This is a genomic window from uncultured Cloacibacillus sp., from assembly GCF_963926575.1.
Classification (GTDB): Bacteria; Synergistota; Synergistia; order Synergistales; family Synergistaceae; genus Caccocola; species Caccocola faecigallinarum.
The window spans coordinates 158296-172389 of sequence record NZ_CAWUXW010000004.1; the positions used below are offsets into that span (position 1 = coordinate 158296).

The 14094-nt window shown below is 60.9% G+C and carries 12 protein-coding genes; 6 read left to right on the forward strand and 6 right to left on the reverse strand.

Annotation, left to right across the window (positions count from 1 at the left end; translation table 11 throughout):
• Window positions 1-3: 3 nt before the first annotated feature.
• From cas10 to cas6, 6 genes are read left to right on the forward strand one after another with little or no spacing between them, the layout of a single operon-like run.
• Window positions 4-2388, forward strand: coding sequence for a type III-A CRISPR-associated protein Cas10/Csm1 (cas10, locus tag ABGT66_RS10765; RefSeq protein WP_346690591.1), 2385 nt, complete (start codon window positions 4-6; stop codon window positions 2386-2388).
• Window positions 2388-2885, forward strand: a complete 498-nt coding sequence (csm2, locus tag ABGT66_RS10770; RefSeq protein WP_346690592.1) for a type III-A CRISPR-associated protein Csm2 — start codon at window positions 2388-2390, stop codon at window positions 2883-2885. Before cas10 ends, csm2 begins: the two co-directional genes overlap by 1 nt.
• Before the next feature lie 12 nt (window positions 2886-2897).
• A complete protein-coding gene (csm3, locus tag ABGT66_RS10775) occupies window positions 2898-3572 on the forward strand; it encodes a type III-A CRISPR-associated RAMP protein Csm3 (protein ID WP_346690593.1) in 675 nt (224 codons plus the stop codon).
• Window positions 3553-4542 (forward strand): type III-A CRISPR-associated RAMP protein Csm4, encoded by a 990-nt coding sequence (gene csm4 / locus ABGT66_RS10780; protein WP_346690594.1) that lies wholly within the window; start codon window positions 3553-3555, stop codon window positions 4540-4542. The genes csm3 and csm4 overlap by 20 nt, the downstream gene beginning before the upstream one ends.
• Window positions 4539-5645, forward strand: coding sequence for a type III-A CRISPR-associated RAMP protein Csm5 (csm5, locus tag ABGT66_RS10785; RefSeq protein ID WP_346690595.1), 1107 nt, complete (start codon window positions 4539-4541; stop codon window positions 5643-5645). The genes csm4 and csm5 overlap by 4 nt, the downstream gene beginning before the upstream one ends.
• Window positions 5638-6399, forward strand: coding sequence for a CRISPR system precrRNA processing endoribonuclease RAMP protein Cas6 (gene cas6, locus ABGT66_RS10790; RefSeq protein WP_346690596.1), 762 nt, complete (start codon window positions 5638-5640; stop codon window positions 6397-6399). Before csm5 ends, cas6 begins: the two co-directional genes overlap by 8 nt.
• Window positions 6400-6452: 53 nt before the next feature.
• Here the strand turns inward: cas6 and ABGT66_RS10795 are convergent, their stop codons facing one another.
• From ABGT66_RS10795 to ABGT66_RS10820, 6 genes are all read right to left on the reverse strand, one after another.
• The gene (locus tag ABGT66_RS10795; protein ID WP_346690597.1) at window positions 6453-7340 is read right to left on the reverse strand and encodes a lysophospholipid acyltransferase family protein; all 888 of its coding nucleotides are present in this window, start codon (window positions 7338-7340) and stop codon (window positions 6453-6455) included.
• Window positions 7341-7436: 96 nt separating this feature from the next.
• Window positions 7437-8714, reverse strand: a complete 1278-nt coding sequence (gene tyrS / locus ABGT66_RS10800; RefSeq protein ID WP_346690598.1) for a tyrosine--tRNA ligase — start codon at window positions 8712-8714, stop codon at window positions 7437-7439.
• A gap of 22 nt (window positions 8715-8736) precedes the next feature.
• Entirely contained in the window at window positions 8737-10293 is a 1557-nt protein-coding gene (locus ABGT66_RS10805) for a hypothetical protein (RefSeq protein WP_346690599.1), read from the reverse strand.
• A gap of 36 nt (window positions 10294-10329) precedes the next feature.
• A complete protein-coding gene (locus tag ABGT66_RS10810; protein ID WP_346690600.1) occupies window positions 10330-11961 on the reverse strand; it encodes an MBL fold metallo-hydrolase in 1632 nt (543 codons plus the stop codon).
• A gap of 57 nt (window positions 11962-12018) precedes the next feature.
• Window positions 12019-13416: a sensor histidine kinase gene (locus tag ABGT66_RS10815; RefSeq protein WP_346690602.1), complete on the reverse strand. Its 1398-nt coding sequence runs from the start codon at window positions 13414-13416 to the stop codon at window positions 12019-12021.
• Between the two features lies 1 nt (window position 13417).
• Window positions 13418-14056 carry a response regulator transcription factor gene (locus tag ABGT66_RS10820; RefSeq protein ID WP_294192160.1) on the reverse strand — a complete coding sequence of 213 codons (639 nt, stop codon included), beginning with the start codon at window positions 14054-14056 and terminating at the stop codon, window positions 13418-13420.
• Between the last annotated feature and the right edge of the window lie 38 nt (window positions 14057-14094).

Consider the following 14094-nt stretch of genomic DNA (forward strand, 5'->3'; position numbering starts at 1 on the left):
GTTTTGCGTAAAATTACAGCCGAATGTACAATCGGAGGGCTGCTCCACGACGTTGGGAAGGTTACATACCGTGCGGGGCTTGAAGCCGGAAAGCACGGCGCCGGCGGCGCGCGGTGGCTTTCTTCCGTTCTTGAGAGGACGGAGGATTTCGGCGCGGTGCTCGACTGTGTGCGTTATCACCATGCGGCGCAGCTTCGCGGCGCAAAGCTGGCGTCCGGCTCCCCCGCCTATATCGTCTACATAGCGGACAACATCGCCGCGGGCGCGGACAGACGCGAGGGACTTGACGAAGAGGGTACGGACGGCGCGCCTTACGACAAGTTTCTGCCGCTTTCGCCTGTTTTCAACATCTTAAATGGAAATGAAGCGCGCGGCGTCTATGCGCCGGAGAGGCTGTCGCCGCAGGCCGTCTACCCCGCAGGGACGGGATGCGCCGAAGCGCCGGATTATCTGCGCATTGCGGCGGAGCTCGGCTCGGAGCTGCGTAAGTTCCTCACGCCGGAGGGCGAATATGTAAACTCGCTGCTGGGCCTTACGGAGGTTCTGCTTTCTTATGTGCCGTCGAGCACGGCGCGCGCGCAGCTCGCTGATATTTCGCTTTACGACCACTGCAAGGTGACGGCCGCGGCCGCGGCCTGTATTGCGGAATTACTCGCGGAGCGCGGCGTGTCGGATTACAAGCAGGAGCTTTTCGACAACGAGGCTGCGTTCATGGACAAACGCGCGTTCCTCGTCTTTTCCTGCGATTTTTCGGGCATTCAGAATTTTATATATACGGTTGAGTCAAAGGGCGCGCTGAAGGCGCTGCGAAGCCGCTCGTTCGCGCTGGAGCTTTTCATGGAGCACGTCGTCGACGAAATTCTCGACGGCTGCGGCCTTTCGCGCGCGAACCTTATTTATTCGGGCGGAGGCCACGCCTATATGCTTTTGCCGAACACGGCGGCGGCGAAGGATTTTCTGCGCGCGGCGCAGAAGCGCGTGAACCGCTGGCTGATGGACAATTTCGGCGCGGCGCTCTATCTCGCCTTCGCATGGCGCGAATGCTCCGCGCACGAGCTCCAGAATGTGCCAACGGAGAAGGCGCCATATCCGCAGATTTTCCGCGACCTCAGCGCAGAGCTGTCGCGCGTCAAGCTGAGCCGCTACGACGCGGAAGCGCTGCGCGCGCTGAACTCCCGCGGGTACGACGCAGGGCGCGAGTGCCGCGTATGCGGGACGTCGGACGATTTGACGGACGACGGCCTTTGTAGGTGGTGCCGGCGCTTCGTGGACATATCCAACGACGCGCTGCTCAGGGACGTCATTATAGCCGTCGTAAAGCAGAAGCCGGAGGTCGAAAAACATTTTATAGAGCTGCCCGACGTTTCCGGTGACGGCGCGCGTTACGCGGTTTTCACAGATACAAACGGTGCGCGCGGATATGCGGCTTCGGACTGCGGCGTCAGAACGTACAGCAAAAACAGGCCGCACACGGGGTTGCATTACAGCACGAATCTGTATATGGGCGATTATGTGAGCGACAAGAAAACGGAGCTGCTCGCGGAAAAATCGGAAGGCATCAGGCGCGTCGCCGTCTGCCGCGCCGACGTGGACAACCTCGGGCGCGCCTTCATCGAGGGCTTTGTGCGCAAAGGGGCGGAGAGCGCCGAGGAAAGATACCGTTATCAGACGCTTTCGCGCACGGCGGCGTTTTCGCGCCAGATGTCGATGTTTTTCAAATATCATATAAATTCAATTCTCGCGCGCGAGGATAAGGCCGTGAAGCCGCTTGAGCTTTCCGGCGGCGGTGAGGGCGGGCGGAATCTGCTTATCGTCTATTCCGGCGGCGACGACGTTTTCATCGTGGGCGGCTGGGACGACGTGGTGGGCGCGGCCTGCGACATAGAGGCGGCCTTTTCAAAATATACCGAGGGGGCGCTTTCGATTTCCGCGGGCGTCGGGATTTTCGGCGAGAAGTTTCCGATTTACCGAGCCGCGGCGCTGACGGGCGAGCTTGAAGAGGCTTCGAAAAGTATCGAAGGCAAGGGGTGCGTGACTCTTTTCGACACGACGGGACACACATACAGATGGAGCAAATTCCGCGAGGGCGTCCTGCCGAAGGTGCGCGCGCTCGCGCAGTATATAGACGGCGGCGATAATTTCCGCGGCAAGGCGTTTTTGTACCGTCTGCTTTCTCTTGCGCGGCGCGCCGGAACGGACAGGCTCGACATAGCGCGCTGCGCATATCTGCTCGCGCGCGCCGAGCCGAAGGAGAAGCAGGCGAAGGAAAAGTACGCGAGGTTTTCCGCGAATGTCATGCAGTGGATAATGGACAGGAACGAGCGCGCCGAATTTATCACGGCGGCGTATTTATACGTTTATCTTATCAGGCAAAGGAGCGAGGACTGATGGTCGGCCCCGGCGGCAGCAGAAACGGGAATTACGGAGGTTATCAGGGCGGCGCGCCGAGGCGCGACGGATGGCAGAGGCAGGCGGAACAGCAGGCGCAGCCTGCGGCGGCCGAAACTCTGCCGGAGAACTACGCGGATGCGGCGGAAGCGGTCATTCTGGGACTTCTGCATGAAGACCGCGGCGGCAAAATGGTGATTGACATAACGAGTTCGAAAATACGCAGACTCTTTTCTCTCATCACGCCTATCTATAACAAAGAACGGCTGCGTACAGAAGAAAAGATAACAACAGAGAGCAAGCAGGCGCTCATGATGGCCCGCGTCCGCATAGCATACGAGGCGGGACGAGACAACACCGTAAAGAATTTCATCGCCAAAGCTAAGCTTATGGAATATATCAAAGGCGCGGGCGACAACAGAGAAAAGTTCGTCAGTTTTGCGCACTATATGGAAGCTCTCGTAGCGTGGCACCGCTATCACGGCGGCAGGGCTTAGGAGGTCGGAAGAATGAGCGGAAAGATAAAAATCAACACCGTGCTTGAAGTGATAACGGGAATGCACATAGGCGGCTCAAGCGAATATTCGCCTATCGGCGCGGTGGACAGCCCGGTCGTATCCGACCCGCGCACGGGACAGCCGATAGTTCCCGGAAGCTCGCTCAAGGGGAAGCTGCGCACGCTGCTCGTCCGCAGCATCGAAGGAGAGAATGCCGGAGAGCCGAACGACGACCCCGAAGAGGTAAAGCGGCTCTTCGGCGCAAGCGCGCCGAAGATAATGAGGTCGCGCCTTCAGTTCGCCGACGCGTTCGTCTCGAATGAAAAAGATTTCAGCGCGGTAGGCCTCACCGAGGTAAAGTTTGAGAACGCGATTAACCGCGGGACGGGCGTCGCAAATCCGCGCCAGATTGAGCGCGTAGTGCGCGGCGTGCAGTTCGCCGTCTGCATCGTCTACGACGTGCCGGACGATATATCGGAAGCCGAAGAGGATATGAAGAATCTCGCAAAGGCTATGAAGCTGCTTCAGATAGATTACCTCGGAGGCCACGGCACGCGCGGAAGCGGACGCGTGCGCTTCAATAAGATCGCCGTATCGTCGCCTGACGGCTCCGTACCGGCAAGCGGCGTTGATGCGTTCGATAATCTGCTCAAGGAAGCAGAAGGGTATGAATTACTGTCTTTTTAAGCTGAAATTTACGACGCCGCTGCACATAGGCGAGAGCGACAGGGCGGACGCACTCGGCACGTCGCGCATGACCTTCTGCGCCGACACGCTTTTTTCTGCGCTCTGCCATACTGCCGTTTCCGCAGACGGTGAGGCCGGAGCCGAATGGCTCTGCGAGACGGTCAGGCGCGGCGGGCTGCTTTTCAGCGACGCTATGCCCTATTCCGGCGACAGGCTGTTCATACCGAAGCCGTACATAAAGGCCGCGAGGCCGGCGTCCGGCGCGGAAACCTCCGCCGAGGACAGAAAGACGATGAAGAAGCTCTCGCATATACCCGTATCGTCGCTCGGCGAGTTCTTTTCGTCAGTGGGCGGCGCCGGACGCTATGACGCAGCGGCGTATAAAGTATCGTTCGGACAAAATTGTATAACTACAAAAAATTCCATCGACAGGGACGGCGGTGCGACGCCCTATTCCGTTGGGCTGTTTGAGTTCAACAAAGGCTGCGGGCTGTATTTCATCGCGGCGTACGAAGATGACGAGACGCAGGAAAGGCTTGCCGCGCTCGTCGAACGGCTCGGCTTCGGCGGAATAGGCGGGAAGGTCAGCTCGGGTTATGGGAAATTTAAGCTCGCAGACGACCCGATTTTCCTCGACGACCCGTTTGACGAAGATACAGAGATTTTAAGCCGGATGCTTTATCGGGAGGACGCTCCGCTGTATATCAGCCTCACAACCTCGCTGCCGCTCGACGAAGAGCTCGACTCGGCGCTCGACGGCGCGTCATACGGGGTGAGCAGGCGCGGCGGCTTCGTATTTTCCGAGACGTTCGCCGAAAGCCCGGTTAAAAAGCGGACGCAGTATTTCCTTTCCGCCGGTTCGGCCTTCGTGCATAAATACCGCGGCGCGCTGTACGAAGCGGCGGCGGACGGAGCCCATCCGGTCTATCGCTACGGGATGCCGCTGTTTCTGGGGGCTGACAGGCCATGAAGCACTATACGCTGAAGCTGACCGCCGTAACGCCGTTCCATGTGGGCTCCGGCGTCAAATATTCGAAGAAAGAATATTACGTCGACACGAAGACGCAGACCGTTACGCTCATGGATATGAACAAGGTCATGGGCTGGATAGCGGAGCAGGGACACGAAGCGCTGGTCGTGGCTTTCGAGTCGTTCATGATGTCGAGGGACGACGACGACATCAGAGATTTCCTCACGCGCCGCATACGTATGCCGGAGGCGGTGCAGAAAAGCTGCGTGATGTACTCTTTCAAATGCGGCGGAACTTTCAGCCGTAACAGAAGCAAGAGAGACCTTTCGGCGTTCATGCGCGACGCCGAAGGACGCCCATACGTTCCGGGGAGCTCGCTCAAGGGCGCGCTGCGCACCGTGCTGCTGGTAAAAATGCTGCTCGACGGACAATTTCAATATGACATCAACGCGGGCAATCCTAAAACCACGAAAGAACGTCTTGAAACAGCAGCGGAGCGCGCAGAAAAAAGGCTTCTGCATAAGCTGAACAGAACGAAATATAGCAACGATATGCTCAACAGCATAATGTCCGGCTTTTCCGTCTCCGACAGCCTGCCGTTCGGCAACGACGAAATAATCCCGGCAATGAAAATAGACGTAAGCACCGGCGGCGAAGAAGTCCCCATTCCGACGATGAGGGAGTGCGCACGCCCGGGTACGGAGCTTTGTTTCTCTCTGACAATCTCGGAAGAGACGGAGCGCTTTATCGGCGTTTCTTACCTTAAAAAGGCGATAGACGAGTTCGGAGATTATTATTCCGAATGCTATCTGTCCAAATACCCGCAAGAGTTCGCCGAAAATATGGACGGCTGCATATTCCTCGGCGGCGGCAGCGGGTATTACGCGAAGAACATAATCTATCCGATGTTCGCGGACGACAGGCGGAAAGCGCTTGAAGCCGTCGCTTCATTTATGGAGGAACAATTCAAAAAGCAAAATCATAAGCATAACAAGGATATAAAACTCGGCGTTTCTCCGCGTATGCTCAAATGCACGTACGTCGGCGGCAGGCTTCGCCAGCTCGGCCTGTGCCGCGTCGAGATAGAGGAGAAAAATGATTAGGCGCTACGTCGCGGCGCTGACGCCGCTCGACGGCGGCGCACAGCCTACGCACCACGACGGCTACGCTATGTACGCGGCGCTGCTTGAAGCGATGGGCGGCGAGGGCGCGGAGCGGCTGCACAACGCTGCGGACTGCTCAGTATCGCAGTACGTCGTGAAGCTCGAAGGGCGCGCGGAGTCGCTCTGGACGGTGAACCTGATAGGCGCAGCAGCGATAGAGCTCGCGTCGCCGGTTATCGAATCGATGAAATCGGCGGAGCTTAGGGCGCGCGGGACTAAGCTCGGCGTCGAGGTCGTTTCGCGGCAGGACGCCGTAAATCTGAACGACATCCTTCAAATTCCGGGCGGGGATATGGACTGCGGAAGGTTCCTGCTGCGCTTCGTATCGCCGTGCGGCTTCCGCACGAACGGAGAATATGCGATTTTCCCGTCGGTTCCGCTTATCCTCGGCAGCCTTCGCCAGCGCTGGGACGCGGCTTTTCCCTTCTCGCCGCTCAACGACGAAGAAGCGCTCGCCGCGCTCGAAGCGGGCGTGAAGATTACCGGCTATCATCTGCGCGGCGCGTCGTTCAAGCTGAAAGGCGTCTCGATTCCTGCCTTCTCCGGCGTCGCGACGATGAACGCGAGGCTTTCGCCGCCGATGCTGCGGCTGCTGCGCGCGCTGCTTTCGTTCGGCACCTTCTGCGGCGTGGGGATAAAGACCACGCTCGGCATGGGCGGGCTGGAGGTTAAGGAGTCGCCGAGGCCGCAATAAAAAATACCGTCTGAATATAGACATCGCCGCGCTTCGTGCGCGGCGCTTTTCGTCTAATCGGTAATTATCTCCCTGAACCTTCTGTGCTGCCAGAGCCATTGGCCGGGGTTGGCGCGGATCATTTTTTCGTAGACTTCGTTCATGCGGACGGTGAGGTATTGGATGGCTTCGTCGCGCGAGAGGTTTTCGGGGGCGGGGTCGAGCGGCGGGCCCATTTTTATCGCGAATTTGAAGGGCTCGAGGCGGCGCAGCGCGAAGGGGATCATCGGCGCGCCTGTGAGGACGGAGAAGGCGGCGGGGCCGGTGGCCGTGCCGGTCTCCTGTCCGAAGAACGGCGCTTTGAAGCCGTCGTCGCCGTGCTGGTCGGCGAGCGCGCCGAAGCAGCCGTTTTTGCGCAGCATGGATATGACGCGCATCATCGGCGCTTTTTTGTCGATGGTCTTGAGGCCCGAGGTAGCGCGCAGCGTCGCTATGAGCTCGCGCTGGAACGGGCTGTCGGAGTTGCGCACGACGCCGCAGAAGGGCCAGCGGCGCGAGAACCACGCGGGCGAGAGCTCCCAGTTGCCGAGGTGCGCGGAGAATATTACGATGCCTTTGCCGCGCGCGAAGGCGTTTTCCACGTGTTCCGTGCCTTCGACGCTGACGGCCATACGGTCGATGAGCGTCGGGTCGTGCTGCCACGCGAGCAGCTCGACGCCGGTCCATATCATGTTCTCGTAGGATTCGGCGAGTATGCGCTCGCGCTCGGCGCGGCTTTTTTCCGGGAAGCAGAGCATTATGTTGCGGCGCGCGACGTCTTTGCGGATGCCGAGGAGTTTGACGAGCGCGATGAGCGGCAGCGCGAGGGCCTTGGCCCGCCAGCCGGGGCGTATGCTCCGCGCGAAGGCCATGAATGCGCGCACCTGCATGTCAGTTATTTTTTTTCTTCTCTCTTCGTTCATTCGCCTGCCGCCTTTCGGGGTGTCGGTGTTCTGCGCCGCAAAAGCGAGGGGAGGCTTTCGCCTCCCGCGCCTTTGGCTTCGCTGTGTTTGCGTGCGTTACTTAAATTTTATGAGGCGGAAGTCTTTCTTTCCGACGTTGAGCTGCGCGTAGCGGCCCGCGAGGAGGTCTTCTTCCGTCAGGCGGCGGCCCGCGTCGGCGATTTTTTCGCCGTTGAGGTAGGCTCCGCCCTCTTTGATTTTTTTCTTCGCGTTGCCTTTGGAGTCGCAGGCTCCGCAGAGGACGAGGAGGTCGGTTACTCCCGCGGTCCCGGCGAGGTCGGCCTCGGCGCATGGGATTTCAGCGGAGAGCGTGTCTAGGACTTCCTGCGAGGCGTCTTTGATGCTGGCCTCGCCGAAGAGCACGGCGCTCGCGTCGCGCACGCGCTTCGCGGCTTCTTCGCCGTGGACGCGGCAGGTCATCTCCCACGCGAGCTCTTTCTGCGCGCGGCGCAGGTGCGGGGCCTTCGCGTGTTCGTCGAGCAGCGCCTTTATCTCGTCGAGCTCACGGAAGGTGAAGAGCTTGAAGAGCTTTTCAAGGTCCTTGTCGTCGACGTTGATCCAGAACTGGTAGAACTTGTAGACGCTGGTGCGCTCGGGCGAGAGGTAGACGGCGCCGCTTTCGGATTTGCCGAATTTCTGTCCCTGCGCGTTGAGCAGCAGCGGGAAGGTGATGCCGTAGCACTGCCCGCCGGATTTTTTGCGCGTGAGGTCCATGCCCGCGATGATGTTGACCTGCTGGTCGTTGCCGCCCATTTGGAGCGTGCAGCCGTATTCGTTGTAGAGGTGGTTGAAGTCGAAGGCCTGGAGCAGAATGTAGGAGAGCTCGGTGTAGGTTATCGACTTGTCGGGGTCGAGGACGCGGCTGCGGACGTATTCGCGGTTGACGAGGAAGCTGACGGTGAAGTATTTTCCCGTGTCGCGCAGGAATTCTATGTAGTTCTCGTTTTTGAGCCAGTCGTTGTTGTTTACGAGCAGCGCGCTGTTTTCGCCGCTGTCGAAGTTGAGGAAGTGGCGGAGCTGGTTCGCTATGCAGGATACGTTGTGGAGTATCTGCTCTTCGGAGAGCAGGTTGCGCTCGGCGCTTTTGCCGGACGGGTCGCCTATGCGTCCCGTGCCGCCGCCCGCTATCGCGATGGGGCGGTGTCCGAGGCGCTGGAGCCACGCGAGTCCCATTATGGCGACGAGGTTGCCGACGTGGAGGCTGTCCGCGGACGGGTCGAAGCCTATGTAGCCGGTGACCATGTTATTTTTGAAGTGTTCTTCAAGCTCCTCGTTGTGGCTCGTCCACTCGACGAAGCCGCGATCCCTCAAAACCTGCAGCGCGTTTGTGTGCATCGGTTATAAAACCCTCCTGAGTTTATTTTGCATGATTATACCAGTTGATGCGCCCCGAGAGCGGCTTTTCCCAGACTACCATGACGCGGCCGAGCCTCTGGAGCACGCCGCCGAAGGAATCCGCTATCTCCTGGTCGAAGGGGCTTATGGAAAATTCCGGTTGGAGCGGCTCGGGGTCGCTCTCCGCGCCCCACGAGTAGTCGTCCGCGCCGCCGTAGAAGTCCTGGTCCTCCTCCTGTTCGAGGAAGGAGCTCATCTTCGTCATCTCAGACAGCGCCTTGCCGACGCGCGGAAGGTCCGCGAGCAGCCAGCCGACGGCTTCTTCGTCTTTGGCGAGGAATTTGGAGAGCGCCGCGCCGGAGGCCACCGACTGCGGCGAGGCGAGGCCGAGCACGGCCGTGCCGCCGCGTCCGGCGCCTATGACGGAGAACGGAACGCTGGCCGAGCCGCCGAACTCAAATCCTTCGACGGCCTCCGGTTCCACGCCGTAGAAGAGATGCTCCCAGAAGACGGATACGAGTTCGCGCATGAGCTCCGGCCTGCCGGAGAACTCCGCAAGGAAGCCCGGCAGCGAGAACCATAATATCTTGTTCTGCCCTCCGAGCGAGAATACCGTGCGTCCCGCAAGTATTTCGCGTATCTGTCCGTCGCTGAGGCCGAGCCCTTCGGCGAAGAGTTTGACGTGCGAGAGCGGGAAGGGCCATTCGCCGGAGCCTTCTTTAAGCTGCGGCAGGCTGAATCCTGCGGAGAGCAGCAGTGGCTGCGGCAGAACGCAGTCGGATACGTCCCACTTCTGCACTTTGAGCGCGGCGTTCAGGTAGGCCTTCGCGGCGGCTCCGAGGTTCACGAAGGCCCAGCGCGCTTCGCCGGGCTGCGTCTCGTCCTCCGGCTCGTGCCACGCGGCTTCGACGATCAGCGGGAGCTTCTCTTTTGATTTTTTCGACAGCTCGCCGCCGTCGCATATCTCTATGTGCGCGGGCCATGACTCCTCGCGCGTCCATTTTTTATGCTTCAGCCCGCCCTCGCCTTTGTCGAAGGAGGCCATTTTGTGCAGCGCGGGAAGCTCCGCCGCGAGCAGCGTGTTTTTGCCTATGACGGCGTAGTAGAAAGGCTCGGACAATTTTTCGGAGCGCACGGCGAAGACGCCGTCCGCGCCCTCGGCGCTCTCAGTCCCGAAGGCCGCGTCGAGCGGCGCGGGAAGCGCGCCCTTTTGCAGAAGCTTCGTCTCTTCGTCCGTGAAGCGCGCCGCGCAGTAGACGGCGGCGGCTCCGTCGGCCCCGCGCTCAAGCAGCACGGCGGCCTCTTCGGCGAGCGCCGCGGCCGCGAGCACCGCGCCGCGCGGCGTGTCGCTCTTCAGGTGGGCGTATATGCCGTCTGTGAGGAGCGAGGCGAGGACGACCGGATAGTGGTGTTCCTTGGTCTCAAGCAGGATATAGGGGGCCGTCCCGCCGGGCTCGGGGATGTAGGCGAGAGGCTCTTTCACGCCGCGCATCGGCCACAGATATAAAAACGCTGCGGCTGCGGCGACTGCCGCGGCGATTCCGACCGCGGCCGCTATGTACTTGAATTTCGCGCCCATAGAGCAATTCCTTCCTTTTCTGCCGCGCGGGCCGCCCTACTTCTTTTCCTCCGGCGCGCCGCCGAGCGCGGCGGCGGTCTCAAGCAGGGTGCGCGCGGATATGAGCAGCGGCATGATGTTGCGGTACTGCTCTTCGTTCTTTATCAGTGTCTCCCTCATCGCGTCGGTGCGTTCCGATATGAGGTTCAGTACGCTTTCGACGTCCTTCGGGTTGAAATCTATCCTGTCGAGTATGCGCTTCGAGATTTCCGGCATCGCGGCCTTCTCCGGGGCCGGAGCCGTGAGGTCTATCTCGTCGCCTATCGCCGGTATGCGCGTCGAGTATCCCGCGTCGCGCAGGCCGAGCGCGAGCGACTCCGCCGACTTCGGCTCGCCGTGGACGACGACGAAGCGCGCTTTTTTCGTAAAGAGCGACGCCCATCTCAGAAGGTCGTCGCGGTCTGCGTGCGCGGAGAAGCCGTTAAGCGTGTGAAGCTGCGCCTTGACGGAGATTTCCTCGCCCGCTATGCGCACCGTCTTCGCGCCGTCGACGATGCGGCGGCCCAGCGTGCCGTAGGCCTGGTAGCCGACGAAGAATACGTGCGTGTCTTTTTTATAAAGGCTGTGCTTGAGGTGGTGCATTATGCGGCCGCCGGAGCACATGCCGCTGCCCGCGAGGACTATGCCCTCGTCCATCGCGTTTATCGCGCGCGACTCCTCCGCGGTGCGGATGAAGCTGAAGCCGCGCGGCTCGAAGGGGTCGTCGCCGCTCGCGAGCATCTCCTTCAGCTCGCGCGAGAGCAGCGTCTCGTGCTCGGAGTATATCTCCGTCGTCTTGACGCCCATAGGCGAATCGAGGTAGATGTTCGCCATTTTCAGGTCGGGGAGTTTTTTCTGCAAAAGCTTGAACTCGTAGAGCATCCTCTGCGCGCGGTCGACGACGAAGGTCGGTATCAGGACCTTGCCGCCCGCGCGGACTGCGGCCTCCATCGCCTGCTGGAACTCGGCGCGGGTATCCTCGAGCGACTTGTGCAGCCTGTCGCCGTAGGTCGACTCGATGAGCACGAAGTCCGCCTCTTCGACGACTGCGGGCGGCTTTTCTATAACTCCGTCGAGCGGCCCGAGGTCGCCTGAGAAGACGACCTTCACCGGCTTCTCCATGCCCTCTTCGGAGATCCACGTCTCTATGATGGCGCTGCCTAAAATGTGGCCCGCCTCGCGGAAGCGCACGCCGAGGCCCGGAAGTATCTCGACGACTTCGTCGTAGGGTATCGGGCTGCGGTAGGCGAGCGCGTCCTCGACGTCCCGTTCGCTGTAGAGCGGCTCGACGGGCGGCAGCCCCTTGCGCGCGTTCTTGCGCGTGCGCCACTCCGCGTCTTCCTTCATGATGCGCGCGGAGTCGCGCAGAAGCACCTCGACGAGCTCCGCCGTCGCGTGCGTGCAGTATATCTTGCCTTTGAAGCCGAGCTTGACGAGCAGCGGAATCCTTCCGCTGTGGTCTATGTGCGCGTGCGTGAGCAGCACGGCGTCGATTCCAGTGGGGTCGTAGGGGAAGCTCTCGCCCTCGTGACGCTCCTCGTCCGCCCCCTGGTGCGTTCCGCAGTCGACGAGCACTTTGTACCCAGCGGTCTCTATCATGTAATTGGAGCCGGTTACTTCTCCGGCAGCGCCTAGTATCCTGAGCTTCATGAGCAAGCGCCCTCAGGCTCCCACCTTTCGCGTAAGAATTATAACAACATTCCCTTATTATTCTACCCTCTGCGCGGGCACTTCACAACGTATGACGGTGCCTATTCCGACCGTCGATTTTATCTCTATCGTGCCGCCGGCGAGGCGGATGCGCTCGCTCATGTTTGAGAGGCCGCGGTGGCCGCGCACGCGCAGCTCCCTGAAGTCGCCCGAGACCGGCACCGCGAAGCCGTCGCCGTTGTCCTTGACCGTCATCACTATCCTGTCCGCCTCGCGCGCGAGCGAGACCTGAACGTCGCTCGCCCTGCCGTGGTGGACGGAGTTGTTGATCGACTCCTGCGCGACTCGGTAGAAGGCGAGGCAGAGCTGCGGCTGAACCTCCTCGTCCTCGTCCCACTCGCCCGATATGTCGAGCTCTATCTCGACGCCGAGCTGCGCGGACATCCTGTTGCAGAGTTCCGTCATCGAATGGCGCAGGCCGAGGTCGAGCCACGGCGGCGTCAGGTCGTTGCAGAGCTCGCGCAGCTCCTTGACGCCGATCATCGCGACGCGCTCCGCGCCCGAAAGGCTCGAGACGACCTCCGGGTTGTCCGCGAGGTCGGTCTTGAGCAGCCGCAGCCGCTGGACGAGCGCCGTCGCGTCCTGCAGAGGGCCGTCGTGGATTTCGCGCGAAATCCACTCGCGTTCGTCCTCCTGCACCTTGACTATGTCGGTGACGTAGTCGCGCTGGAGCTTTTCCTTTTCAATCGCGGCCTGCGCGAGCAGCGCGAAGGTCGAGCGCAGCTGGCGCAGCTCCGGCACGGCCCCCGGCGCGTCGGGCGCGGGCATGTCGCGGCCGAAGGAGAGCGAGAGTATTTCGCGGTCGAGCCGGCGCAGCGGCAGTATGACCTTGTAGTAGAGCAGGAATATCGCAAGCAGCGTGAAGGCCGCGAGCGCCGCCATGACGAAGGGCCACAGCGAGACGAGCAGCACCATCGTGCCGAAGAGCATCTCCCACGAGACCGCGCCTATGATGTAGATGTTTTCGTTCGGTATGTCGTAGCGCACGCCCGTGTAGTACGAGCCTATCTTGTCGTGTATCTTGACCGGCGTGCGCGAGTTGAACGAATCCTCCCACTTGTGGAGGAATTCTATCTCGCCCGGCGACTCGTAGATGACCGCGCCGTTCTTGCTGAACACCGCGAAGAGGCCCGGGATGTCCATCTCGCTGAGCAGCTGACTCATGGTCGCCGCGTCGCCCTCCGCGACGCCCCTGCCGCCCGCGCGGATGTTCCATTTCTGAGAGTCGAGGCGCGCCGCGACGCTGTCGACGAGGTTCTCGACGTAGTTGCCGGAGACGGCGCGCATCGTGCTCTCAAACTGGTTGTAGACCACCCACGCGAGTATCAGCGCGAGGAAGGCCGGGATGAAGATCGCTATGATCAGCTGATGGAGAAGTCCGCGCTTCTTCTTCACTTCAGTCTATGAGTTCCTCGATGGTGACTATCCCGTATTTTATCGCGAGCAGCATGGCCTCCGTCTTGTTCTTCGCGCCGAGCTTGTCGTATATCGAGGCGAGGTGAGTCTGCACCGTGCGTTCGCTGATGAAAAGCTTCGCCGCAATCTCCTTGCCCGAGAGGCCGCGCGCCGCGAGCAGAAGCACCTCGCGCTCGCGCACGGAGACCGGCTCCGGCACGAAGTTGTCGCCGCCCTCGACGGCGCTCGCAACCTCGCTGTCGAGGTAGAAGCCGCCGCGCGCCGCGATGCGTATCGCCTTCGAGAGCGTGTCCATCGTCGCGGTCTTGAGCAGATAGCCGCGCGCGCCCGCGCGCAGAGCCGCAAGCACGTACTGGTTCGCGTCGTAAGACGTGAGCATCAGCGCCGCCGTCTGGATGCCCGCGTCGCGCGCCATGCGCGCTATCGTTATTCCGTCGAGGCCGGGCATGCGTATGTCGAGCAGCGCGACCTGCGGGCGCAGGGCCTTTATCCCCGCCCATGTGGATTCTCCGTCGGCGTACTCCCCGACGACCTCGAAGTCCGGCTCCTTGGAGAGATAGCCCTTCATGCCCTCTCTCGTAAGCGGATGGTCGTCGGCTAAAACTATCGTTATCGACATCCTGTTCAGCTCTCCTCTCCGGCGTCCGGCCCGCCCGC

Coding starts and splice junctions, on each gene's coding strand:
- csm4 (WP_346690594.1), top strand. CDS start 3,553: ATGAATTACTGTCTTTTTAAGCTGAAATTTACGACGCCGCTGCACATA.
- ABGT66_RS10805 (WP_346690599.1), bottom strand. CDS start 10,293: ATGGGCGCGAAATTCAAGTACATAGCGGCCGCGGTCGGAATCGCCGCG.
- csm5 (WP_346690595.1), top strand. CDS start 4,539: ATGAAGCACTATACGCTGAAGCTGACCGCCGTAACGCCGTTCCATGTG.
- cas6 (WP_346690596.1), top strand. CDS start 5,638: ATGATTAGGCGCTACGTCGCGGCGCTGACGCCGCTCGACGGCGGCGCA.
- csm2 (WP_346690592.1), top strand. CDS start 2,388: ATGGTCGGCCCCGGCGGCAGCAGAAACGGGAATTACGGAGGTTATCAG.
- tyrS (WP_346690598.1), bottom strand. CDS start 8,714: ATGCACACAAACGCGCTGCAGGTTTTGAGGGATCGCGGCTTCGTCGAG.
- ABGT66_RS10810 (WP_346690600.1), bottom strand. CDS start 11,961: ATGAAGCTCAGGATACTAGGCGCTGCCGGAGAAGTAACCGGCTCCAAT.
- ABGT66_RS10820 (WP_294192160.1), bottom strand. CDS start 14,056: ATGTCGATAACGATAGTTTTAGCCGACGACCATCCGCTTACGAGAGAG.
- csm3 (WP_346690593.1), top strand. CDS start 2,898: ATGAGCGGAAAGATAAAAATCAACACCGTGCTTGAAGTGATAACGGGA.
- ABGT66_RS10795 (WP_346690597.1), bottom strand. CDS start 7,340: ATGAACGAAGAGAGAAGAAAAAAAATAACTGACATGCAGGTGCGCGCA.